The sequence below is a fragment of the Brevibacterium ammoniilyticum genome (assembly GCF_038429965.1).
Lineage (GTDB): Bacteria > Actinomycetota > Actinomycetes > Actinomycetales > Brevibacteriaceae > Brevibacterium > Brevibacterium ammoniilyticum.
Genome location: NZ_BAABNP010000011.1, coordinates 27,811 through 49,493 on the forward strand (window position 1 = coordinate 27,811; position 21,683 = coordinate 49,493).

The window sequence follows — 21,683 nt, forward strand, 5'->3', positions numbered from 1 at the left end:
GCCGATCAGTCATCTCGAAGCGCAGACGGAGAGATGCTAGGGCTTGTCATTCTCAACGTCGCCCCTGGTGCCGTAGGTCGTATCAAGGCAACTGAGCTACTCGTCATATTGGCCGTATCGTCCTGGAATCCAACTGAGCGGTAGTAGTGGATCGCGTCCTCGTTCGAGCGTTGAATCACGGCGCGGATGCGCTGTACTCCGTTTTCTTCTGCGATGGCTGCGGTCGCATGTGACAGGCTCCGACCAATGCCCGAGCCTCTCGCACGGTCAGTAACGAACGTGGCGATGTCCGCCATGTCGTGCGGAAGGTCCGCATGGAAGCGTTCAAGGGCCTGGAAGCCGAGGATCCCCTCGTCGGTGTCTGCCAGGAGGCAGCTGATGCAGTGGGGGCCGGTGATGAACCATTCCGCGAGCTCGGGGCCGGACAGCGGAGTATCGATCGCGGTCTTTCCGCCTTCGGCAATGATGCTGTTCAGTATGCGGGCCAACTCTTCAGCGTCGTCGATTTCAGCCTGACGGATGTGCATGCAACCACCCTAATTCCAGGCTGTAGTTCCTCGGATCACCCGTCCGGGTGATCCGGTCTCACCCGAGTGAGCGATGCTCTGAGCCGCCGCCCGCGGAAGAGTAGACGGCATGAATACCACCGCTCTTGCTTCTGCAGGGGAATCAAAGATGGTTGAAAGTCTTCGCTTCACGCTGGCATCCGCGCTGAGTTTCGACTCCTGCGCAGTGCTTCACACCTACAACTCTGCTGACCGGCCATCGCAGGCTGGCTCTCGCTGAAATAAAGAAAGGAAGATCAGATGTCGTTCCAGGCATATCTAGACACCATTGAAGACAAAACCGGCCTCACGCCGCGTCAACTTCTCGACATCGCCAAGAGTCGCGGTTACGACGCACCCGAGGTTAAGGCAACCGTCATCCTCGAATGGCTCAAAGACGACTACGGACTCGGCCGCGGCCACGGAATGGCGCTTGTCCATGTCATCAAGAAAGGGGCACGCATCGACAGCAGACACGTCGGCACCACCGGATCGCACCGCGACGAATCCGACATGCTCTGGCTCGATGGCAAAGCGAGCAAACCGCAGTGATCACGATCATCGACCGAAGCGCCCTGCAACTTCCTGGTTCACCCACCTCCCGATTCGAAGGAGCCGACCACAGCGCCGATGTGTCGATGTTCTGGGTTCATACTCCACCGGGGAAAGGCCCAGATTTTCATTGGCACCCCTACACCGAGACATGGGTGGTGCTCCAGGGGGAGGTCCGGATCGAGGCAGGCGACGAACAGTTGCTGGCGCAGACCGGCAACATCGTGACCGTCCCGGCGAACACCAACCATCGATTCCGGAACGTCGGGAGAGCAGAACTGGAAATGCTCTGCATACACGCCTCTCCGACCATCATCCAAGAGTTCGTGACACCTCCACCCTCGCCTCGATAGCGCTCGACGCCGAGGATTCTGGAAGAGGGTGACCCCCGTGACAACATTGGGCGCGCCTCCGCTTGGATCCACCAGCACGCCGCTGGTAGTCCATGATCAGAGGGCGGATAAGCCTTCAGGCCCAGTTGCGACGACCGCGACAAAAGTCGTGTTCACCATTTCAGGTTGGGCTCAGGTGCATTCATCGTCAGAACAAATCTGCCTGGAGCCCGGGAGCATCTTGACGATCCCGGCTGAGGTGGAATGCCGAGGCTTCCCCACCGGGCATGCGCGCACGGTGACCTTCTACTTCCATCCCGATTATCTGGCTGATCAACTGCGATGGCTGCCTGCCGCGCATCCCCTCGTCCACCACATCCACCACGCACTGCACGGCGATCCTGAGTTGCGCACTCTGCAACTTGCCAGCGCCGCGGTACGCAAGCTCGCGCCGCTACTCGTACGCTTGGCGCACCCCACAGACATCATAGGAGACCTTGCGAAGTTATCGATGGCCTTCGATGTGTTCGATGCGGTCGGTCGGCTCAGCGGCGTGCACGCTGGAAATGTCGACCCTTGGAGAACGGCCCCACGTCGTGAGGTAGCCAGAGCCATCTCACTGTTGCGCGCGGATCTGAGCCGGGCCTGGAGGATCGATGAGCTCGCCCGAGAGATCGTATTGTCCCCGTCGCATCTGGCTCGGCTGTTTCGTACCCAGGTTGGTGTCTCACCAGCAGAGTTTCTTCGGCAGCTTCGAGCGGACAGGATGGCGGAGGTGCTCGCAACGACGAGCTTGACTGTGGGTCAAGCTGGAGCGGTCGTGGGTTGGAATGATATGGCGATGGCATCCCGTTCGTTCAAACAGCGGTACGGCGTGCCGCCGAGCGTCTACGCGAACCTGTATCGCAGATCGACAGTAGTTCCTTCGGTCATGCCAGAGACGGTCCGTTGAGCCACAGGCATGATGACGAGGACGCCCTCAAGGGCTCAACGAGTGATTGCCGATCGTGTGGAACAGCTTGGGAGGCTCCCCGGTCACCGGTTCTGACGCGGGCCTGATCGCACGATGGCGTGCGAGATCCTCCAGCCGGTTTGCCGCCGGGTCGGGGTTTCGCGCCTTGGCTGGACTCAGGCCTTGATCGGGGGCGGCTTGGAGCGCAGCACACCTGGCAGGTGCCGTTCGTCTCGCAGGATCCCCTTGCGGGCCGGCCTACTGCCAGGAGGTTATGCCCGTGTCGATCCCCCCATCCGCGCCCGCCGCGCTGCCCGAGCCCGCCCTCGATCGTGACGGGGCGCTGATCTACCACGGCGATGCCGTCGCGCTGCTGCTCCTGCTGCCTGAGCAGAGTCTCGACGTCCTGATCACCGACCCTCCCTACGGGCTCGCGTTCAACGGGCAGGACTGGGACGACGTCACCGGGTTCCGTGAATCCCTCCCCGATGTGGACACCTCCGGGATGAGTGCTGCGGAGGTGTTCGAGGAGTGGTGCTGCGCGTGGGGCCGCGGTGCGGTGCACGCGTTGAAGCCGGGCGCGCTTGTTGCAGCGTTCGGTGGTGCACGCACGTGGCATCGGATGGTGCGCGGCCTGGAGCGTGCAGGGCTGCAGATCCGGGAGCAGATCGCGTGGCTGCACTCGACCGGGATGCCCAAGAGCACCGATATCTCGTATGCGATCGATAAGCACCACGGCGCCGAGCGCACAGACCGGGTCGTGCAGCACAGCGACACCGACGGCGTGCTCGGCCAGACCCGCTCGGTCACCGAGCAGGGCACCCCGGTGACCGAGGACGCGAAGCAGTGGGAGGGGTGGGGCACGGGCATGCGGCCGGCGTTCGAGCCGATCATCATCGCCCGCACTCCGATGGCCGGCAGCACGATCGCGAACGTCCTCGAGCACGGCACCGGCGCCGTCCATGTCGAGGCGGGCCGGTTCGGGGGCGGGAAGTGGCCCACGAACGTCGCCCTGGATCAGAGCCAGGCCGATGCCCTGGATGTCCTCACGGGCACCTGGGATCAGGCGGTCCCGATCTCCTCCCGGTTCCCGATCTTCCGGTTCGAGGCGAAGCCGGGGCCTGGGGAGCGGCCGCGCGCGTTCGGGGTCTCGCACGCCACGGTGAAGCCGCTGGGTTTGATGCGGTGGCTGATCGAGCTGCTCACCCCGGCAGGGGGTCGGGTGCTGGAGCCGTTCGCGGGGTCGGGCACCACGATCGAGGCGGCCCTGCAGTGCGGGTTCGAGATCACCGGGATCGAGCGCGACGACACGTATCTGCCGCTGATCGCCTCTCGCCTCGACCGCCTCCAGGACGCTGCGGTGAGTTGAGAACTGTTCGCAAGGAAGCGACCATCAACACCCCCCCCTGTGGCCACTCCCCGACGACAGGGGTCGGGTCTTGCGGATACCCGTACCTCGCTGGTGGAGCGCCTGGGCGATGGGCCGGGGGCGTGTGAGGAACGGAGGATGAGCATGGCCGAGGCGAGGACCCCGGACGATGGGGACTATCTGGCGGATTTCCGGGTCGGGGTCGACTTCACCGTCGGCGCCGGTGACATGACCGAAGCGCACGCCCTGATCGAGCGTGCTCTAGATATGGAGGACGAGGTCGGCCTGACGTTCATCGACCAGTTCCACGATGTCCTCGACGACGGGCGTTCCTGGGGGCCGTCGGGATGGGAGCTAGCCCCGGCCCGCCCCTCGCAGGTGGCCCTGGTGCAGGAGCGGTACCCGGGGCTGGTGAACGATGCCGCTGTGATCGACGTGCTCGAGGCCGTCACCCGTGCCGAGGACCGGTCGTTCGTGCCCGCTGAGGTGCTGTCGCAGGACACGCGCGATCGTGTCCGGGAGATGCTCGCGGGCCTTGACCCGGCGGTGCGGGTGGAGGATCCCGACCGTCACGACCGGCTGATCTACGAGGGACCGGCCAGCGGCGCAGCCCAATATCTGACCGAGGGCGCGTATCGCGCGTTCGATATGAACGACCGCGAGCACGCGCTCCTGGTCGCCCCGTCGGAGCTCACCCCCTCGGGGCGGATGTCGCGGGCGATCCCGAAAGACCGGCACGACATGCGCACCCTGGACGAGATCGCCGCGCTGCTGCGCGAGCACACCCGCGAGCAGTCCCTCCCCGACTTGGTGCGGCACATCAGCCGACGCCTGGAGACCACCAGGCGTGAGGGACTGCCCAGCTGGATGCCGCTCGGAGATGAACCGGCCGCGGTCGAGCCTGCGGAACATGTGAACGTGGGGGTGATCGTCTGGTCCGATATGGCCGAGGACGAGCCCACCGTGCTGGCCGACCAGCACCCGGTGCGGCTGGCACGGGCTCTGGCGGAGACCTTGCACGCCTCGCTGCGGGACTCGGACGTGTTCGCCGGGGCAGCCGATTTCCTCGATCATCACCAGCCACCGGCTGCGTGGGAGAAACCCGAGGACGTCGATGCCTGGCTCGAGGATCTGCGTGCGGCGACCGACTACCCCTCGTTCTCCATCCAGCGCCTCCCCATCGGAACACCATCCTCCCCGGCCAGAGAGCTGCCTGCGGCCGAGGCCACGAGGACACCCGTAGCGCAGGAGCCGCTGTTCACGTACCGGATGCCCGTGACGTTCGAGGTGTCCGCGCGCACGGACGAGGAGGCGCGCGAGCTGCTCGATGAGGCCCTCACCGGGGATGCGGCTCCGGCAACGCCCGAGCTGGTGCAGCGTGGCCAGCACGTGCGCGCCGACGGCGACGTCCACGGAGTGCTCGGCTGGCACCACGAGAACCAGGAACCCCTCCCGCGCAGTCTGGACGTGGTCGGTGAGGTGCTTCGGGAACGGGGCCGCGATCTCGACGCCGACCCGAGTGGCCGTGCGAGCACGAGGCCGGGTGGCGGGCCGGATCGTGGGCGGGACGGGTTGGGCTGATCTGACGTTGCCGCGCATGTTCTTGACCCGATCGCGCATCTTCCCTGCGGAGGCGTGCACCACGCGGGGTGGTGTGCGTACGCAGGATACGAGAGGCCCGTACCTCTCACGCAGGCATGACCGGCACAACGAAAAGGACCCACCATCATGAGCATCCCGAACGATCCCAACACCCCGGACGGCACCGGCGGCGAGCCGCGTATCCGGCACGTGCGTGTCACGCTCACCATGAACGACGCCTCGAACGATACCTCTGACGCGCAGATCGCCTCCGCGGTCGAGGGACTGCTGGATGCCGCGATCGATGGCCGCGCCCCCGATCCGAGTCTCGACCAGGCGCGCTCACGCATCGCCTCCTGGACGGTAAGCGACCAGGGCAGGGTTCCTGCGGGGTGGGCGGCGTTCGAGGACTCAGGCATCCCCGAGATGGTCGCCGAGATGTTTCCCCCGGAACCCCGCCGGGAGGACTACCGCACCCCAGGTGGCGGCATCGATGACGAGGAGTTCGTAAGCGCCCAGGATGACTGGCGCAGTGAGTGCCTCCGTCTGGCCGTCGCCGCCTCCCAGCTGCCGGAGGTGCTGGACCGGCTGGAGCGCGCCGAGGGCGTGCAGGACCGGATCGCCGACGTCCACGCCCGCAACCCGCTGCCCGTGCGCCCCAGGCGGCAAGACTTCCCCGAGCAGTTCTTCGGGACACGACCGTTCGATGCGACCGCGTATGCGCGGGCACACGAGCGGTGGCAGCAGGAGATGCGGCAGACGGCCACGGCCCGTGATGCCGCGATCGAGCGGATCCTCACGGAGTCCGAGTCGCACGGCCGGTATCTGCCGGCGCAGTTCCAGCAGGAGTGGATCCCGAAGGATCTGCTCGCGGTGAGCACGCTGCGGGCGCTGCTGGACGCCGACCCCGCCACCACCAGCCATCTCATCGACCGAGATACAAGGCAGCAGCTGGAGGCGATGCTGTACTCCGGCGACCCGTATGTGCGCATCATCGACCCGGACCACCCCGACGGGCCAGAGCTCTACGAGGGCCAGGCATCCGAGGCACACCGGTGGATCCCCGCCGGGGTGTTCGCCGCGACCCAGGCTGAGGGCGCGGGCGAGTTCCGGGTGGTCGTGGGCCGCAGCCCCGTCGGGGACGAGCCGACCGCGTCAGCCGCGTTCCCACCGGCCGAGCACGACAGCCAGATCCTCGGCCAGCTCTCCCGCGTCCTGGAGACCGCCCCCGAGGACACCTCCCCCTGCGAGCTGCTGCAGCAGGTGTCCGCGCTGGTGGAGAGCACCGGACGAGAAGGCTGGGACCAAGGCGCCACGACGCTCATCGAGCGCGGGACGCTGTTGAGTGATCTGCTCGCCCAGCGCGACCGGCGGCTCGGCGACACCGACCAGCACCGTCACGATCGTCCCGACCTAGGCGATTCGGGCATCACCCGATAGCGCCCGGTGCCGGGACGGATTCCGCGGGCAGATCACCGGCCTCCCGGGGCGGCACGCGTATCACGGGTGCGGGCCGATGGCGGTGAGCGGACTTGATGATGTCGCGCATGTTCTTGACTTTTTCGCGCACGTTGGCCCCGGAGGGGTTGTCTGTGTTGATTTTCCGTGCGTAATGGATAGCACGAAGGATTCTCGGTCCCCGCCCTCTGGCTACCCGCCAGGCCCGGTGGGTGACCGTGCAGGCTCCGACCCAGGGGCGTTGCCGCACCTTCAGGTCACGAGCCTGAATCCGTCTCCCACCCGTCATGTGGGAGACAGCATGGAGGTGCGACGATGCCACACACGAAGCCGCTGTTGCCGCTCGAGCAGGCAGCAGTCCTGCCGCTGCGCGAGGCCGCCCACGCCTATGCGGAGGCCGGGGTGGGCGTGTTCCCGTGCTGGCCGGGCAGCAAGCGCCCCGCGATGCCGCACAGCTTCCAGGACGCGAGCACCAGTCACCGGCAGATCGACTCCTGGTGGTCGTGGCAGCCGGAGGCGAACATCGCCCTGCGCACCGGCGACCACACCGACGTCCTCGACATCGACGTCCACCCCACCGGCGACGGCTTCACGAGGCTCCGCGAACTCTTGGACGCGGGCCTTGGGACCGAGTGGGCGCACGCGGTGCGCAGCCCATCTGGGGGTCTGCACCTGTACTACCCATCGGACCCTGACGCGCCGCAGCCCAGCTGGAATCGGGTCCGGGAGCATGTGGACTTCCGCGGCACCGGCGGCTACATCATCGCCGCTCCCTCCCGCATCACCCACGCCGGGCAGTCGCGCGGCCAGTACCAGCCGATCGGCGCCGCCTATCCCGGACGGCCCGTGCAGGCGGAGCAGATCCGTGAGCTGCTCACCCCGGCCCGCCCAGACTTCGAGGTGCCGGTGCTGATCGGTGAGAGCCGGGACGATTACGGCTCGCGCATCAGTGACTGGCTCGCCGGCTACGACGGCTCGGACCCGTCGGGGGCGGCGTACTGGTCGGCATGCCGGCTGGTCGAGGCCGGCGCCGACGAGCCCACCGCCTACACCTACCTCGCCGCCCCCTCCGCCCAGCTCGGATTGCGCGAGAGCGAGCTGGTGGGTGTGATCATCCGCGCCCACCACGCCGCCGGCCCGGACCCGGACGTGATGGCCTGGCTCGAGCGCACCGGCCAGCCCCTCAGCCCGACGCGCAGCAGTGGGCGGAGCCTGCCATGACCCCGGACAGAGGCATGCGGGGGCGGGTGTCGTGGCCGGTGGTGGTCGCGGTGGCCGGGACGCTGGGGCTGGCAGGCGCCGCGTTCGTGCTCTCCTTCACCGCCCTGCGCGACCTCGCCGCCCTCGCCGGGATCCCCGCCGCACAGTCCTGGCTGTGGCCGCTCGTCGTCGACGGCGTCATCCTGGAAGCCACGATCAGCGTCGTCGCCCTCCGCAACGCCACCGCCCGGGCGCGCCGGTTCGCGTGGCTGCTGCTGGTCAGCGGGGCGGGGATCTCGGTCGCAGCGAACATCACCCACGCCGTCGTCATCGTCCTCGGCGACGAGCGCATCCCCGCGCTGATCGCCGCGTTCGTCGCCTCCGTCCCACCACTCACCCTCGTCGCGATGACGCATCTGACCGTCGAGCTCATCCGCAACACCGGCCCCACCCCACCAGACCCGCCGCCGCTCCCAGTGCCAGGGGCGGAGGCAATCGCCGAGCCCGACGAGCCCGAAGACGCAGAGGAGTCGGTAGCGCCCGAGATGAGGCTCGAGACGCAGTCGCATCCGTCTGCGATCGAGGCGTCCGAGTCCTCCGCCGCAGGCGAGGCGGGGCGGTCGCGACAGCAGCAGCGGGCACTGGCGGTCGCTCTTGCCGCCGATCCGTCGCAGGAGCTGTCGTTCCGGCAGATCGCGGAGCGGGTGGGGGTGCATCCGACCACGGTCGGCCGGTGGGTCTCCCCACCTATCGGGCATCCCGATCACGGAAGGAACGATGATGAGCCCGACACCTGACCCCCACACCACCGCCGACCCGGGGGCGCCGCAGGCCGAACGCGCCGAACACGCCGCCCCGGACACCGACGCTCGGGAGACGGAGGTGGCGGAGGCGGAGCGCTCGCGCCTGGCGACCGACCCCGACCCCACCCTCACTAGCGAACACGCCCCGCGCGGGCACACGTCGGTGGAGTGGGCCACCGCCCCCGATCTCGCTACCCGCGGTGCCAGCCGCACGCTCGGCTACGGGGCCGAGCTGCCGCAGCGCCTGCAGTCGGCGGTGCAGGAGATGGCGCAGGAGCATCGCGGCCGCCTCCAGGAGCGCCTCGCCGACCGCGCCGCCGAGGTCGAGCCGGCCGCCACCAGCGCGCGCTCGCGCACGCAGGCGCCGGAGCGAGAGGGGGTGGGCCGATGACCTCAGCTCAGCCAGGCGCCACCCGAGACGCCGACTGAACCCACCACCACTTCTCGACCCGCACCACTGACTCCGTACGCGCCAGGGCATCGTGCCCCTCGCCCACCGCCTGCGAGACCCGACCGGCCTCGCAGGGCTGGCCGAGCGCGCCCATTTTCCGGGCCGCGCCGGGGATGCCGTTTCGGGTCCGTACCTGACCTGCATGACCACGCTGACCTGCTGAGGACTATCGCCATGAGCACCACCACTATTGTTTCGAATCCTGACCGCGGCCCTGGGGAGGGCATCGACTTCACCACCGGGGAGGGCCTGCGCCAGGTCATCACCGAGCTCGACGCCGCGAACGCCTGGGCCATCAGCCCGGTTGCGGCGGAGCTGATGACGTATGCGGCCGCGAAGTACACGCCCATCGCCCGCGCCTGGCATCGCAGCCCGGAGGACGCGGCGACCGAGGCGTTCTTCGTGATGCGCACCGCCTCGACCGTGCGCGCGAAAGACCCGTGGGGCGTCGTCACCGACGCGGTCGCGAAATCGCTGACCGCTGAGACCCGCGCCGAGCGGGGTCTGATCTCCCCCGACAACGCCCGTCGTCCCGAGCTGCGCCCGGCCGAGGGGCCGGTGCGGGCCGGGGACTACACCGAGTTCCTGTTCGACATTCACCCCCGCGAGGAGGCGGGCACTACCGATACGGTCGTGGATCGGGTGGTGCGGGCGGTGTCGGTGTTCCTGGTGATCACGGGCTGGCAGCCGCGCCCGGTCGAGCAGGCCGTCGACTATCTCGCCTACCGTATCTGCGGGCTCTCCTCCCGTGAGGCCGCCGCCGAGACCGCCGCGAAAGACATCCATATCGCCACCCGTCTCGGCTTGCGCCCTGACACCTGGCGGGGCCTGGTGCGCCTGACCGTCGGCCGTACCCCGCGCCGCGGGGAGGCCGAGCAGGGCCTGTTCGCCCGCGTGTTGCTCGGCGACCGGGTCGCCGACCTCCTCTCGGACGCGGCGTTGGTGGCGGCGTCGCGGAAGCTGACCGGGCAGGTGCTGCCATGAGCCGCGGACACCTCATCCTCGAGCACGCGATCGATCAGGTCCACCCCGGCATCAGCTTCCGCCACGACGCTGAGGACGACCTGGACGGGCTGTGCGAGTCGATCGAGCGGATCGGGCTGATCCACCCGCCGGCGGTGACCGAGCAGTACTCCATCATCGACGGCAAGCGCCGCCTGGCCGCGCTGCGGCGGATGGGCGCCAGGGTCACCCCGCTGTGGATCGTGCACGGCGTCTCCGACGCTCTCTCCCAGGTGCTTGCGATCCGTGACGAGGAGATCCTGCGCAAGGCCCTCAAGCCCATCGAGCAGGCCTCCCTGTATGAGGAGCTCAAAGCCCTCTACGCCGAGGAAGCCGAACGCCGCAAGGAAGCCACCCAGTTCGGCGCCCCCGCCCGCAGTGAGGGCGCGTCTGGGGAGGGAGAGGGTGGTGGTGCCGATTCGGCACCACCGGTAAGCGGGAATGATGCGAAGTCGCGGGTGCAGGCCGCCCGCGCGGTCACCGGCCGCGACTCGCGCACCCAGATGGAGCAGATCAGCGAGCTCAAGCGCATCGCCGCCGACGACGCCGAGGACCCGATCGTGCGCCAGCAGGCCGCCGAGGTCCTCATCGAGCTCAACGAGGACGGGAAAGTCAACGGCCGCTACCAGCAGGTCAAGACCGCCCAGCACCTGGCCCGCCTGCACCGATGGGCCGAGCATCCCGACACCCCCGACCCCGTCCGCGAGGCCGCACGCGCCGAGCTCACCGCCCTCGACGGGCTCCCTGCGGGGCCGGAGGCGGCAAAAGAAGCCGGGCTCGCCGTCGCCCGCGTCACCCAGCTCGCGCAGGCCGAGGACGCCAAGAACGCTGGTGAGCGGGTGGGGTGGGCGGATGTGGATCCGCTGCTGCGGCAGAAGCACGCAATCCGCCGGCTCGTGGATCTGCTGCGCCGCGAGCACGGCTGGTGGGAGCGCGCCGACCCGACCGATGTCGGACGCTACGCCGATGAGGAGCAGTGGCAGCTCATCTCCTCCTACATCGACGGCGCCACCGACTTCTACACCACCGCCCAGACCGCCAGAAACCAGGAGACCGGCAATGTTGCCAAGGAGTGAGGACCCGGCCGAGGCGTCGGAGGCGTTCAGCGAGGCGGTGGGGGACCTGTCGCTGGCCAGCCGCTGGTTTAAGGAGCCGGGTGAGAGCTATCAGGTGCTCGGGAACCTGCAGATCGGGATGATCGACTTACATCAGGTTCTGACGCAGGTGGCCGGCTTCCACCACCGCACCCGCGACCGTGCCGCCAGCGACGACGGCGACCGTGCGCTCGGTGCCGAGCACGCCGATGCCGCCTCCGCGCATCTGGAGCACGCCGCCCGGCTGCTCGATCAGGCCACCGACGAGCTGATGGCCGGGTTCTCCCACAGCGGCCACATCGCCTGGCAGCAAGCCCCCGCCCAGGCGGTTCTTGATCAACGCCAGCACGACCTCGACGTCGAGACGTCACCGGTTGAGACGCGAAAACCGTCGCCGCCGTCCTGGTAACCCTGCTCTGTGGTCTGCGCCCTGCCCTGCTTCGGGGGCAGGGCGCGGTCGTGTCTGGGGTTCCTACCTGCCTGGTGCAGCCGAGCGCGCTCTGCGACGGCGCGAGGGACGCACGAACGAATGGAGCAGGTGATGGCGGATCTGACGCCCTACGACACCGGTAAGCGGCTCGAGCCGCGGGTGTGGGTGCACGGAACGGTGACGAGCCCGGACGGTGAGGCACGAGAGGCGGTCGAGGCCGACTACGGGCGGGTCGATTTTGACAACGACATGGGCGCGACGATCGCGACGGTGTTCATGGAGCCGAGCGAGCGCGGGTTCCAGATGCGGGTCGATCAGCACACCGACGACTACCTCAAGGTCATTGGCGCCACGCCGCCGCCGGCGCTGGAGCCCGAGGCGTACACGGTGGATGCGGAGTATCGGGCGCAGCAGATGATGGTCCTGCACGAGGGCCTGCACGAGGTGGGGCGGGAGTTCTCCGAGCACGTGTTCTTCTACGACGACGGCGACCCCTTCGCGTTCCATCCCGGCAACTACGTGTTCATGCCCGCCGAGGCACGCGACGGCTCCTGCTTCGCGATCGAGGAGCGCTACGAGCGCGGCACCGACTGGAGCGACGACGAGCGCGTGCCGGTCGGCTGGGACTGGGTCGACTACGGACCGGCGATGATGCGAGACGGCACCACGCGCATGCGCCTGCAGGCCGAGGGCACGACCCTGCCCTCCGACATCGAGCACCTCATCAGCCGCGCCCGCACCTGGGCAGCCGAGCACAGCGAGCAGGCCGCCGCCGAGGAGCGCCTCCAGCGCACCCTCCTCCGGGCTCGCCAGCAGGAGGATCCCGGCCCCACCCGCTGACCCTGCGTCTCCGATCCCCGGGGTCCGTGCGTTCTGACCCTGCGGGCGGTTGGGGTGCGTACCTGTGCCTGCGACCCCCACCCGCGGATGGAAGGACCCGTCTCTCATGGCACGCCCCACACCCACTACTGCGCCCCGGCGTCGCAGGCGCACGATCGGCCTGATCATCGCCGCCGCGTTCGGCGGCCTCCTGCTCGTGCTGACCATCGCCGTCGGCATCTACGGGCTGATCATCGGCCCGCCTGACCGCGACACCGACGCCCCCGGCAGCCCGGCACCGACGGGCGAGTCGCCCAGGCCGCCTGCGACGGTGGCGCAGATCCCCGAGACGACCGATGGGGAGGAGTTCGCGACCGCGGTCGCGCACGGCCTGTTCACCTGGGACACCCACACCGTCCTGACGGTGGAGGACTACCGGCAGCCGCTGCTGGAGGTCACCGACCCCACCGGGCACGAGACCAACGGCCTCGTCGCCGACCTCGAGGATTACCTCCCGAACCGCGAGACGTGGATCGCGTTGCAGGAGTACCAGACCCGCCAATGGCTGAGCGTCGATGACGTGTTCGTCCCGGCCCAGTGGGAGGAAGCCGTTGAGGTGGGCGGGGATGCGATCGCGGAGGGCACCGTCGCCTACACGGTCACCGGCACCCGCCACCGGGAGGGCGTCTGGCATGGGCGGGAGGAGACCTCGCAGCATGAGGTCGCATTCACCCTGTTCATCACGTGCCCGCCGGAGGGTGAGGCGTGTCACCTGCTGCGCCTGTCGCTGCTCGATGAGCCCCTGCAGTAACGAGGGCTGGGACTGGGTATGAGGAAGGTCATCACCGCGATCCTCGCCCTGGTGCTGCTGGCGCCGATGCTGCTGGTGCTCGGGGTCGGGATGATCGCGAACCCCGCCGCCCACCAGGGCGCCGCGTGCGAGAGCGAGAGCCTCATCGTCGGCCCGATCCCCGACGAGCTGACGTCGGAGACCGTGAACGGGGAGACGGTGACGTTGAACCGGACCCAGTTGGAGCGGGCGGCGTCGATCATCACCGGCGGCAGCAGCATCGAGGGGGTGAACCAGGAGGCGGTCATCATCGCGCTGATGGCCGCCCTGACCGAGTCGACCCTGCGGCAGCTGGCGAACACTGGCACCTACCCGGAGTCTGGGGACTACGAGCACGACGGCGACGGCGCCGATCATGACAGTCTCGGGTTGTTCCAGATGCGCCCGCAGTCCGGGTGGGGCACCGTCGCCGAGCTCATGGACATCGACTATCAGGCCGAGGCGTTCTTCGGCGGACCCACCGGGCCGAACTATCCCTCACCGCGGGGGCTGCTGGATATCCCGGACTGGGAATCGATGGAACGCGGAGAGGTCGCCCAAGCCGTGGAAGTGTCCGCGCATCCGGAGCGGTACGCGAACTGGGAGCCGGTCGCGCTCGACATTATCGACGCGCTCATCGTCACCGACACCGGCGGGGACGGGACGCCTGCGGATCCGGATATTCCCGAGACTGGCCGGCTGGTGTTCCCGCTGCCGGAGGGCACGTATGTGTGGACATCGGGGTTCGGGTGGCGCTCGGACCCGTTCACCGGGGTGCGGACCTTCCACTCCGGCACCGACCTCGCCGCCCCCGACGGCACCCCGATCCTCGCGATCGCCGACGGCATCGTCGTCGATGCCGGGATGGTCGGCGGCACCTCGGGGCAGATCACCATCGAGCACACCATCGACGGCAAGAAGGTCGCGACCCGCTACATCCACATGTGGTCCCACGGCATCCACGTCAGCGGCGGCGACCGGGTCCAGGCCGGCGATCACATCGGCGACGTCGGATCCAGCGGCTACTCCACCGGCCCCCACCTCCACCTGCAGATCCATCCCGGTGGCGCGAACGGGGAGCCGGTAGATCCGGAGCCCTGGCTGGCTGCGCACGACCTGGAGACCGGCGTTCCCCCCGAGGAGCCTGCCCCGGGCGGCATGTGCCTCTGAAGCGAGGTGTCCGGGTCGCACCTGACGCACACCGTCACCGACCCTTTGGAGGACCGATCTCATGTCCGCACCCGCCCCCGCCCTCGCCCTCACGTCGACTCTGGCACCCGGGATAGGGGTAGGGGCGTCGGTGTTTCCGGACTTCGATGCGCTCGGCGGCACCGACCTCATCCTCGAGGTCCTCGGCGCGCTGCTGACGATCGTGCTGGTGTTCTCGCTGCTGATGCTGCTGGTGAGCATCATCGCCTGGGCGCTCGGCGCTGCCACCGGGAACGCGCAGGTCGCCGCCCGGGGACGCACCGGCGTCCTGGTCTCCCTCGGCGGGGCGACATTGGCGGGAGGCGCGGTCGTGTGGACGAACTGGCTCATCGGGGTCGGCTCCACGGTCTGACCCCTGTTGCCGGGCGCGTACGTGCCGGTGTCGGCGGGTGTGGGGTGTGGGGTGTGACGGGTTGGCGCACCCACCTGAACGGTCGAGCCCGCGAGAGGCGCGGGCACCCGGATCCAGGAGGCCCACCGTCATGTCTGCGCTGCTCGAGCTCACCCCCATCCTCACCACCGTCGTGCCGATGAACGTCGACGTCACCCCCAACGACGACGGCCTGCCCGGGATCGCCGCCCTGCGCACCATCGTCGGCGCAGTCATGACGGTCGCGCTGATCCTGTCGGTCCTCGCGCTGCTGATCTCCGCCATCGTGTGGGGCTTCGGCTCAAACAGCTCAAACCCCCACCTTTCGAGTCGGGGGAAGCTGGGGGTTCTCATCTCCTGCGCCGCCGCAGTGATTACCGGGGCCGCGGTCACGTTGATCAATTTCTTCTGGAACGTCGGTCAGACCGTCTCCTGACCCCCAGGCCTGGTGTAGGGGGCCGTTCTAGATGTCCAATGTGCCGCTCTACATGGCCATTGCGCCGCCCGAGATGTCACCGAGCTGGCATCTGGACCACCTACCTGGCATATGCGGACGGCGTCCCTGCCTGGCGCCCCGACGACCGCGCACCCCCTTGCCGACTGCGACGGGGCTCGCCCACAACGACTCGTGATCGAGTGAGAGGAGACCGGGCATGGCCGGCATCTGCGATATCCCCATCATCAGCAACGTCTGCGACGTCGCCGGCGACACCGTCGCCAGCGTCGTGATCGCGCCGTTCGAGTGGATGGCCGAGGCGATGGGCGAGACCGCGAAGTGGATGTTCGAGGGCATCTGGGAGCTGTTCCACACCACCACCCTCGTCGACATCACCAGTGACGAGTACCTCGGCGTCTACAACATGGTGTTCGGGATCGCGGTGCTGCTCACCTTCGCGTTCTTCTGCCTGCAGCTCATCGGCGGCCTCATCCGCAGAGAGCCCGGCGCCCTCGGCCGGGCCGCGACCGGCATGGCGAAATCCATCCTCGGGGCGTTCATCCTGGTCACGATCACCGCGACCCTGCTGGAGATCACCGACCAGCTCTCCCTGGGCCTGATCAACGCCTCCGGGAACACGATCGAGGAGATGGGCGACCGGATCGCCGGCCTCGTCGTCGGGCTCAGCGTGGCGAGCATCTCCGCCCCCGGCATCGGCATCCTCGTCACCATCTTCCTCGGCTTCCTCGCTATCTGTGGCGCGCTGATCGTGTGGTTCAGCCTTCTGATCAGGAAAGCCCTGCTCCTGGTGCTCGTCGTCCTCGGCCCCATCGCCCTCGCCGGGGCCGGGTGGGATGTCACCCGGGGCTGGTTCGCGAAGTGGGCGTCGTTTGTGATCGCGCTGATCGTCTCGAAACTGATCGTCGTGCTGGTATTCCTCGTCGCGATCACCCAAGTCAGTGCGCCGATCGATATGGATCTAGCGTCCATCGCCGACCCGATCGCCGGCGTCGTCCTCATGCTCGTGGCCGGGTTCGCACCGTATCTGGCGTTCAAGCTCCTCGCCTTTGCCGGGGCGGACATGTACCACCTCTCCTCCACGGAGCAGGAGGCGAAGCAGGCGGTGAACCGCCCGCTGCCCGTCCCGCACGCTCCCAAGGGTGACGGCCCGAAGAAGGTCTTCGACGGTGACGAGGACGGCGGCGGGAAAGGCAAGGGCAGCAAGGCTCCCGCGCAGGCCTCCCCGAAGCCGACCGGCGGCGAGGGGTCCGAAGCCGGCGCCGGAAGCGGCGCCGGTGCCGGTGCCGGTGGTGGGAGTGGCGGCGCTGCCGCAGGCGGCGGGGGTGCTGCCGCCGGTGCGGGAGCGGGGGCTGCGGCCGGGGTGGTCGTGGTCACCGAGACCGCGAGGGCCGGCAAGGAGACCGGCGAGACGGTCGGTGCCGCCGCCGAGGAGCAGGGTGGTCAGGCCTCCGAGTCCGACGGCGCCTCCGCGCCGCCCTCGTCCACACCCCAGAGCCCGCCACCTACCTCCCCACCACAGACCCCGCAGCAGGACCAGCAGACGCCGAGGCAGAACCCGCCGGAGCCGCCCCCGACCCGCTGACCTGCCCGTTGAAGCCTCAGCCGCGACTCGTTGAAGGGAGGTGACGTCCGCTCGAACGGGCGGCGGACCCCCAGGCCACATACCCCGGCCCGGGGTGGGAATGGCGACCCACCCCGGCCGGTGCCGGCCCGGGGATCCGCTGCCCGTTTCGCATGCCCGCCCCCGGTGCGGGCGAGGGGTCGTGGCGCGTACCTGACCTCCGTGACCAGCCCCGTAGATGGGGCTCGTGCTCTCGGAAGGAACCCCCTGAAAATGCCTGCTGCCACAGACTCAGACAGCGCCCTGTCGCCGGTGAAGCTCTCCCGCCTGTCCAAGCGCGGCGTGCTGCTCGGCCTCTCCCTGGCCCAATTGCTCACCCTCGCACTCGCGGTGGCGGCGTTCATCGGCGGGATGATGGCCGGCGGCACATTCCTGCTCTACTCCGCCGCACTCTGGGCGCCGGCGCTGCTCATCGCCGTCGTCCCCATCGGCGGACGGGCGATCGTCGAATGGCTGCCCGTGGGCGTGCACTGGGTGTGGCGGTCGATGCTCGGCCAGACCCGCTACCGGGCGCGCATCACCCGCCCCAGGCCCGCAGGCACCCTCGCGCTGCCCGGGGATGCGGCGGCGCTTCGCCAGTATGCGGATCCGGTGACGAAAGCGGTGATGGTGCACGACCCGCACGCCCAGACGCTGACGGTGCTGCTGGAGGTGAAGCACTCCTCGTTCGTGCTGCTGGATCCCGGCGAGCAGGAGCGCCGCGTCCAGGCCTGGGGCAGGGTGTTGGCCACCGGGTGCCGGTCGGGACGGATCGGCCGGCTGCAGGTCCTCGAGCGCGCCATCCCCGACTCCGGATCCGGGCTCGCCCAGTGGTGGGCCGAGCAAGGCTCCGACGACGGATCCTGGGTGGCCGAGACCTACAAGGCCCTCATCGACCAGGCCGGACCCGCCGGCGAGCGGCACATCTCCACCATCTCCCTGAGCCTGGACATGAAAGCCGCCGCCCGGCAGATCCGTACCGCCGGCCGCGGACTCAAGGGTGCCGCCGAGGTGCTGCGGCAGGAGATGCGCACCCTCATCACCGCACTCAGGGCAGCCGACCTCGAGCCCTCGGATTGGTACGGGTCGGGCGAGCTGGCGATCATGCTGCGCGGCGCCTACGACCCCGAGGTGTCCGTCGCCCTCGACCGGGCCGGCGGCCTCGGCGAGGACCTCGCTTCTGCGGGGCCGGTCGCGGTCGAGGAGTTCTGGGACCGGCTGCGCACCGACTCCGGCTGGCACACAGTGCTGTGGATCAGCGAATGGCCCCGCAGCCTCACCTACCCCGGCTTTCTCGCACCGATCATCCTCGCCGGCGGCATCCGGCGCGCGTTCACCCTGCTGTGTGACCCGCTGCGCGCAGACCAGGCCGCCCGCGATGTCCGCAAACGCAAGACCGAGCACATCTCCGACCAGGCGCAACGCCGTCGTATCGGGCAGATCGAGGACGCCACCCAGTCCGCCGAGCTCGACGACGTCCTCCAGCAGGAAGCCGACCTCGTCTCCGGCCACGGCTCCCTGCGCTACACCGGCCTCATCGCCGTCACCGCCCCCACCAGCGACGAGCTCGACGCCGCCGTCTCCGCGATCGAGCAGGCCGCGGTCCAGGCCTCGTGCGAGACCCGCCGCCTCGTCGGACAGCAAGCCAGCGCGTTCGCGGCCGCAGCACTGCCGCTGTGCCGCGGCCTCTAACCCACGAACCCGAGTAGATAGGAGCCTTTTGATGCCACCGCATGAGCATCGCCGCCTGCACACCAGCGCCCTGACCGGCACCGCGAAAGCCTCCCGCAAGGCCCGCAAAGCCCAGGAGAAGGCCGCGACGAAGCGGCGCACCCAGGACGCCGCCGACCGCAAGCGCGCCGCCGACGAGCAGGCCCGCCTCGAACGGGAGGAGGCCCGGAGCACGCACTATCTGCCGCGTGCGGGCGAAGCAGGGCCTGCGGCGCTCAGGACGCCGCGGCGGTTTCGTGCCCGCCCGCACCAGGACACCTCCGCCGCGCTACGCGGCGCCTACCCCTTCCTCGCCGAGGGCGGGCTCGGATCGAACGGGGTGCTCATCGGTCAGGACATGTACTCCGGCGGGTCGTTCGTGTTCGATGCGTTCGAGCTCTACCGGCAAGGCGTGATCACCGCCCCGAACATGACCATCGCCGGGATCGTCGGAGCCGGCAAGAGCGCCCTCGTGAAGTCCTTGTATGCGAGATCGATCGCGTTCGGCCGCAAGGTCTACCTGCCGTGCGATCCCAAAGGGGAGCACTCAGCGGTCGCGGAGGCCGTCGGCGGGCGGGCGATCCAGCTCGCCCACGGCTCCGGCGCCCGCCTCAACCCCCTCGATGAGGGCTATCGTCCCGCAGGCACCAGCGATGAGATGTGGGGGCAGATGCTCGCCTCCCGCCGCCGCGACCTGCTCGGGGCGCTGGCCGAGGTCGTCCTCGAACGCCACCTGACCGCCCTGGAGCACACCGCGATCGATCTGGCGCTGCAGCAAAGCGTCCGCGACGCTGATGTGCCGATCCTGCCGATGGTCGTCGACCGGCTCCTCGACCCCCGCCCCTCGCAGACCGAGGACCTCACCGCCGAGGACGGCCGCATCGTCGGCCACGCCCTGCGCCGCCTCGTCGCCGGCGACCTCAGCGGCCTGTTCGACGGGCCATCGACCGTGCACTTCGATCCGTCGCTGCCGATGATGAGCCTGGACATGTCCAAGGTCGTCGAGAATGCGTCCTTGATCTCCGTGCTCATGACCTGCGCCTCAGCCTGGATGGAAGCCTCCCTGCTCGACCCGACCCAGGGCAAGCGTCTCGTCGTCTACGACGAGGCCTGGCGCATCCTCACCGAACCCGCACTGCTCAAGCGCATGGACGCCCAGTGGCGCATGTCCCGGCACCTGGGGATCAGCAACGTCCTGATCTTCCACAAAATCAGCGATCTGGAGACCGTCGGTGACCAAGGCACCGCCATGCGAGCGCTCGCGAACTCGCTGCTGGCGAACGCCGAGATCAGGGTGATTTACAGGCAAGCTTCCGACCAGCTTTCCAGCGCCGCGGCCGCGCTCGGTCTCACCGGCACGGAGCAGGCCTTGCTGCCGGGCCTGGGTATTGGACAGGGGCTGTGGCGCATCCGTGAGCACGCCTACCTGGTTCAACATCAACTGGCGGCTGCTGAGCTGGAATTGTTTGATACCCGTAGCCGCCTGGTTTAGAGGCGATTTTTCGGGCCGACGGCAGGCGACACCGACGGGCCGGGCGATAGGGAAACGCCGCTGTCCAGGGTGGCGAGAACGATGATGGCGATCATGATCGGGCGGCGGATGAGCAGGCTGATCTTCAGGGGTCTGCTTCCGGCCTCAGACCCGTGGAGTCCTCCTCCGGCGTTGATGCTTACCCCAGACCTCCTCGTATACCGCGTGACGACCGCTCCTCCATCGCACTCGCCTCCCTCGCCGTGTCAGATACCCGGTATCCCAGGGCTGCGGTGATCTCGTGACCGTCCAGGCCCTCACAGGCAGGGTCGCCGTGCCAGAATCTGCTGGCCCGGCGCCGAGGAGCCGCTACCTGGAGGTGTCGAGGCCGCGCAGGAGCCGGGCAAGGTGGTGGTGGACGCGGCGGGCGCTTTCGAGGGTGACCTCGAGCTGCTGGGTCTCGGTGCCGACCGCGATCCACACGTCACGGTCGCCGACCATCTGCACGATCACCACGATCACCACGGTCGCCTCGACCGGCTCGGCCTGCGGGATGATCTGGGTCGTCTCGGCGTCGCGGATGCGCACGCGCTCGATGACCGGGATGGTGGTCATCGAGCTGAGGTGGAGCCGGTCCACCGGATAGTTCTGGCCGTCGTGGTCGCCGCTGCACCACGACGGGCACGACTCGGTAAGCCAGGCAGGGCGAGGACGGACGGTATGCGTGGGTTCCATCAGGGACTCCTTGATCGGTGAATATGTTGGAGCACACATACAGCCCGATCCCCACCAGAAAAGCCATCCCCTAAGCGCGGGCGACCACCAGCCTGCAGCCAAGGCCAGTGCGCAGGAACGGGTGCGCACCTGGTGGACATGAGTGATCTCGATGGCCTCAGCGAGTACCGGCCCGAGGTGCCCTGGCGCGTGGTGGCCCTGGATGTCGGTCTGCGCCGTCTGCAGCAGCGCTTCGACGAGGACATCGACCTTGACGATCGTGATGAGCCGCTCACCGACGATGACCGCGACATCGAGTGGACGTATGCGTTGTATCCCGTCGATAGCCTCTCACCCCGGCTGCTGATCAATGAGCGCTACCCGGATCCAGATCAACAGGGATCGGATGAGGCTTCTCGATGGCCGAGCGCTTGGCAGTGGCGCTCACAGGTCGGCGGAGCGGCGGAAGATGGTCAGTACCAGTGGGTCACCGTCACCGGCGGTCAGGTCGACTGCGCCAACGTCGACGAGCTTCTTACCGTTGCTGAGGAATGGGCGAAGACTGTGCATGAGCTTATCGGCAGCGACCCGACACGGCAGTCCCTCACCCTGAAAACGACCATGCAACAGCACAGGGACCAAGGCCGCCCCCTCGCGGAATGACCGCAGCGGCTCTGGTCGGTACCGTGGTGAAGCCCATCCGGGATGTGCGGCTCGGATGGAGTTGTCTGCTCG

23 protein-coding genes are annotated in these 21,683 nt (G+C 68.6%); 21 read left to right on the forward strand and 2 right to left on the reverse strand.

Annotated elements, in window-relative coordinates; translation table 11 throughout:
- Positions 1–5: 5 nt before the first annotated feature.
- Positions 6–527 carry a GNAT family N-acetyltransferase gene (locus tag AAHA49_RS13135; RefSeq protein ID WP_201671132.1) on the reverse strand — a complete coding sequence of 174 codons (522 nt, stop codon included), beginning with the start codon at positions 525–527 and terminating at the stop codon, positions 6–8.
- A gap of 279 nt (positions 528–806) precedes the next feature.
- Between AAHA49_RS13135 and AAHA49_RS13140 the strand changes: the two genes are divergently transcribed.
- The 20 genes from AAHA49_RS13140 (at position 807) to AAHA49_RS13235 (ending at position 20,255) form a co-directional block, all read left to right on the forward strand.
- Positions 807–1,097 carry a DUF4287 domain-containing protein gene (locus AAHA49_RS13140; protein ID WP_070637958.1) on the forward strand — a complete coding sequence of 97 codons (291 nt, stop codon included), beginning with the start codon at positions 807–809 and terminating at the stop codon, positions 1,095–1,097.
- A complete protein-coding gene (locus AAHA49_RS13145; protein ID WP_236586873.1) occupies positions 1,094–1,450 on the forward strand; it encodes a cupin domain-containing protein in 357 nt (118 codons plus the stop codon). The genes AAHA49_RS13140 and AAHA49_RS13145 overlap by 4 nt, the downstream gene beginning before the upstream one ends.
- A 220-nt stretch (positions 1,451–1,670) precedes the next feature.
- Positions 1,671–2,381 (forward strand): AraC family transcriptional regulator, encoded by a 711-nt coding sequence (locus AAHA49_RS13150; protein WP_342038610.1) that lies wholly within the window; start codon positions 1,671–1,673, stop codon positions 2,379–2,381.
- 280 nt (positions 2,382–2,661) lie between these two features.
- Positions 2,662–3,750 carry a DNA-methyltransferase gene (locus tag AAHA49_RS13155; protein WP_342038611.1) on the forward strand — a complete coding sequence of 363 codons (1,089 nt, stop codon included), beginning with the start codon at positions 2,662–2,664 and terminating at the stop codon, positions 3,748–3,750.
- A gap of 138 nt (positions 3,751–3,888) precedes the next feature.
- Complete coding sequence (locus tag AAHA49_RS13160; RefSeq protein ID WP_201671119.1) at positions 3,889–5,331, forward strand: hypothetical protein; 1,443 nt, start codon at positions 3,889–3,891, stop codon at positions 5,329–5,331.
- Positions 5,332–5,478: 147 nt separating this feature from the next.
- On the forward strand, positions 5,479–6,771 hold the full coding sequence (locus AAHA49_RS13165) for a hypothetical protein (protein ID WP_201671117.1): 1,293 nt from the start codon (positions 5,479–5,481) through the stop codon (positions 6,769–6,771).
- Positions 6,772–7,104: 333 nt separating this feature from the next.
- Positions 7,105–8,010 (forward strand): bifunctional DNA primase/polymerase, encoded by a 906-nt coding sequence (locus AAHA49_RS13170; protein WP_201671114.1) that lies wholly within the window; start codon positions 7,105–7,107, stop codon positions 8,008–8,010.
- On the forward strand, positions 8,007–8,786 hold the full coding sequence (locus AAHA49_RS13175) for a DUF2637 domain-containing protein (RefSeq protein WP_201671112.1): 780 nt from the start codon (positions 8,007–8,009) through the stop codon (positions 8,784–8,786). The genes AAHA49_RS13170 and AAHA49_RS13175 overlap by 4 nt, the downstream gene beginning before the upstream one ends.
- Positions 8,770–9,183, forward strand: coding sequence for a hypothetical protein (locus AAHA49_RS13180; RefSeq protein WP_342038612.1), 414 nt, complete (start codon positions 8,770–8,772; stop codon positions 9,181–9,183). The genes AAHA49_RS13175 and AAHA49_RS13180 overlap by 17 nt, the downstream gene beginning before the upstream one ends.
- Before the next feature lie 234 nt (positions 9,184–9,417).
- Positions 9,418–10,227 carry a hypothetical protein gene (locus AAHA49_RS13185; protein WP_201671109.1) on the forward strand — a complete coding sequence of 270 codons (810 nt, stop codon included), beginning with the start codon at positions 9,418–9,420 and terminating at the stop codon, positions 10,225–10,227.
- Positions 10,224–11,321: a ParB/RepB/Spo0J family partition protein gene (locus AAHA49_RS13190; RefSeq protein ID WP_201671107.1), complete on the forward strand. Its 1,098-nt coding sequence runs from the start codon at positions 10,224–10,226 to the stop codon at positions 11,319–11,321. Before AAHA49_RS13185 ends, AAHA49_RS13190 begins: the two co-directional genes overlap by 4 nt.
- Entirely contained in the window at positions 11,305–11,748 is a 444-nt protein-coding gene (locus tag AAHA49_RS13195) for a hypothetical protein (protein ID WP_201671105.1), read from the forward strand. The genes AAHA49_RS13190 and AAHA49_RS13195 overlap by 17 nt, the downstream gene beginning before the upstream one ends.
- Positions 11,749–11,868: 120 nt before the next feature.
- Positions 11,869–12,609, forward strand: coding sequence for a hypothetical protein (locus AAHA49_RS13200; protein ID WP_201671103.1), 741 nt, complete (start codon positions 11,869–11,871; stop codon positions 12,607–12,609).
- Between the two features lie 106 nt (positions 12,610–12,715).
- Positions 12,716–13,399: a hypothetical protein gene (locus AAHA49_RS13205; protein WP_236586872.1), complete on the forward strand. Its 684-nt coding sequence runs from the start codon at positions 12,716–12,718 to the stop codon at positions 13,397–13,399.
- A gap of 18 nt (positions 13,400–13,417) precedes the next feature.
- Positions 13,418–14,587, forward strand: a complete 1,170-nt coding sequence (locus AAHA49_RS13210) for a M23 family metallopeptidase (RefSeq protein ID WP_342038613.1) — start codon at positions 13,418–13,420, stop codon at positions 14,585–14,587.
- A gap of 61 nt (positions 14,588–14,648) precedes the next feature.
- The gene (locus AAHA49_RS13215; protein WP_236586871.1) at positions 14,649–14,978 is read left to right on the forward strand and encodes a DUF6112 family protein; all 330 of its coding nucleotides are present in this window, start codon (positions 14,649–14,651) and stop codon (positions 14,976–14,978) included.
- 178 nt (positions 14,979–15,156) lie between these two features.
- Complete coding sequence (locus AAHA49_RS13220) at positions 15,157–15,432, forward strand: DUF6112 family protein (RefSeq protein WP_414017405.1); 276 nt, start codon at positions 15,157–15,159, stop codon at positions 15,430–15,432.
- A gap of 217 nt (positions 15,433–15,649) precedes the next feature.
- The gene (locus tag AAHA49_RS13225) at positions 15,650–17,035 is read left to right on the forward strand and encodes a TrbL/VirB6 family protein (protein ID WP_342038614.1); all 1,386 of its coding nucleotides are present in this window, start codon (positions 15,650–15,652) and stop codon (positions 17,033–17,035) included.
- A 252-nt stretch (positions 17,036–17,287) separates the two neighbouring features.
- Positions 17,288–18,745, forward strand: a complete 1,458-nt coding sequence (locus tag AAHA49_RS13230) for an SCO6880 family protein (RefSeq protein WP_342038615.1) — start codon at positions 17,288–17,290, stop codon at positions 18,743–18,745.
- Positions 18,746–18,776: 31 nt separating this feature from the next.
- Positions 18,777–20,255: an ATP-binding protein gene (locus AAHA49_RS13235; RefSeq protein WP_201671094.1), complete on the forward strand. Its 1,479-nt coding sequence runs from the start codon at positions 18,777–18,779 to the stop codon at positions 20,253–20,255.
- A 348-nt stretch (positions 20,256–20,603) separates the two neighbouring features.
- Here the strand turns inward: AAHA49_RS13235 and AAHA49_RS13240 are convergent, their stop codons facing one another.
- Positions 20,604–20,969 (reverse strand): DUF6907 domain-containing protein, encoded by a 366-nt coding sequence (locus AAHA49_RS13240; RefSeq protein WP_201671085.1) that lies wholly within the window; start codon positions 20,967–20,969, stop codon positions 20,604–20,606.
- Between the two features lie 138 nt (positions 20,970–21,107).
- Here AAHA49_RS13240 and AAHA49_RS13245 point away from each other — a divergent pair, with 138 nt between their 5' ends.
- The gene (locus AAHA49_RS13245) at positions 21,108–21,611 is read left to right on the forward strand and encodes a hypothetical protein (protein ID WP_201671077.1); all 504 of its coding nucleotides are present in this window, start codon (positions 21,108–21,110) and stop codon (positions 21,609–21,611) included.
- Positions 21,612–21,683: the final 72 nt, after the last annotated feature.

What these genes read in the sequence shown, in the direction of transcription:
- AAHA49_RS13185 (WP_201671109.1), top strand. Translation starts at nt 9,418, where the DNA reads ATGAGCACCACCACTATTGTTTCGAATCCTGACCGCGGCCCTGGGGAG.
- AAHA49_RS13195 (WP_201671105.1), top strand. Translation starts at nt 11,305, where the DNA reads ATGTTGCCAAGGAGTGAGGACCCGGCCGAGGCGTCGGAGGCGTTCAGC.
- AAHA49_RS13215 (WP_236586871.1), top strand. Translation starts at nt 14,649, where the DNA reads ATGTCCGCACCCGCCCCCGCCCTCGCCCTCACGTCGACTCTGGCACCC.
- AAHA49_RS13240 (WP_201671085.1), bottom strand. Translation starts at nt 20,969, where the DNA reads ATGGAACCCACGCATACCGTCCGTCCTCGCCCTGCCTGGCTTACCGAG.
- AAHA49_RS13170 (WP_201671114.1), top strand. Translation starts at nt 7,105, where the DNA reads ATGCCACACACGAAGCCGCTGTTGCCGCTCGAGCAGGCAGCAGTCCTG.
- AAHA49_RS13165 (WP_201671117.1), top strand. Translation starts at nt 5,479, where the DNA reads ATGAGCATCCCGAACGATCCCAACACCCCGGACGGCACCGGCGGCGAG.
- AAHA49_RS13245 (WP_201671077.1), top strand. Translation starts at nt 21,108, where the DNA reads ATGAGTGATCTCGATGGCCTCAGCGAGTACCGGCCCGAGGTGCCCTGG.
- AAHA49_RS13210 (WP_342038613.1), top strand. Translation starts at nt 13,418, where the DNA reads ATGAGGAAGGTCATCACCGCGATCCTCGCCCTGGTGCTGCTGGCGCCG.
- AAHA49_RS13220 (WP_414017405.1), top strand. Translation starts at nt 15,157, where the DNA reads ATGAACGTCGACGTCACCCCCAACGACGACGGCCTGCCCGGGATCGCC.
- AAHA49_RS13140 (WP_070637958.1), top strand. Translation starts at nt 807, where the DNA reads ATGTCGTTCCAGGCATATCTAGACACCATTGAAGACAAAACCGGCCTC.
- AAHA49_RS13160 (WP_201671119.1), top strand. Translation starts at nt 3,889, where the DNA reads ATGAGCATGGCCGAGGCGAGGACCCCGGACGATGGGGACTATCTGGCG.
- AAHA49_RS13230 (WP_342038615.1), top strand. Translation starts at nt 17,288, where the DNA reads ATGCCTGCTGCCACAGACTCAGACAGCGCCCTGTCGCCGGTGAAGCTC.
- AAHA49_RS13180 (WP_342038612.1), top strand. Translation starts at nt 8,770, where the DNA reads ATGAGCCCGACACCTGACCCCCACACCACCGCCGACCCGGGGGCGCCG.
- AAHA49_RS13225 (WP_342038614.1), top strand. Translation starts at nt 15,650, where the DNA reads ATGGCCGGCATCTGCGATATCCCCATCATCAGCAACGTCTGCGACGTC.
- AAHA49_RS13205 (WP_236586872.1), top strand. Translation starts at nt 12,716, where the DNA reads ATGGCACGCCCCACACCCACTACTGCGCCCCGGCGTCGCAGGCGCACG.
- AAHA49_RS13190 (WP_201671107.1), top strand. Translation starts at nt 10,224, where the DNA reads ATGAGCCGCGGACACCTCATCCTCGAGCACGCGATCGATCAGGTCCAC.
- AAHA49_RS13235 (WP_201671094.1), top strand. Translation starts at nt 18,777, where the DNA reads ATGCCACCGCATGAGCATCGCCGCCTGCACACCAGCGCCCTGACCGGC.
- AAHA49_RS13200 (WP_201671103.1), top strand. Translation starts at nt 11,869, where the DNA reads ATGGAGCAGGTGATGGCGGATCTGACGCCCTACGACACCGGTAAGCGG.
- AAHA49_RS13175 (WP_201671112.1), top strand. Translation starts at nt 8,007, where the DNA reads ATGACCCCGGACAGAGGCATGCGGGGGCGGGTGTCGTGGCCGGTGGTG.
- AAHA49_RS13135 (WP_201671132.1), bottom strand. Translation starts at nt 527, where the DNA reads ATGCACATCCGTCAGGCTGAAATCGACGACGCTGAAGAGTTGGCCCGC.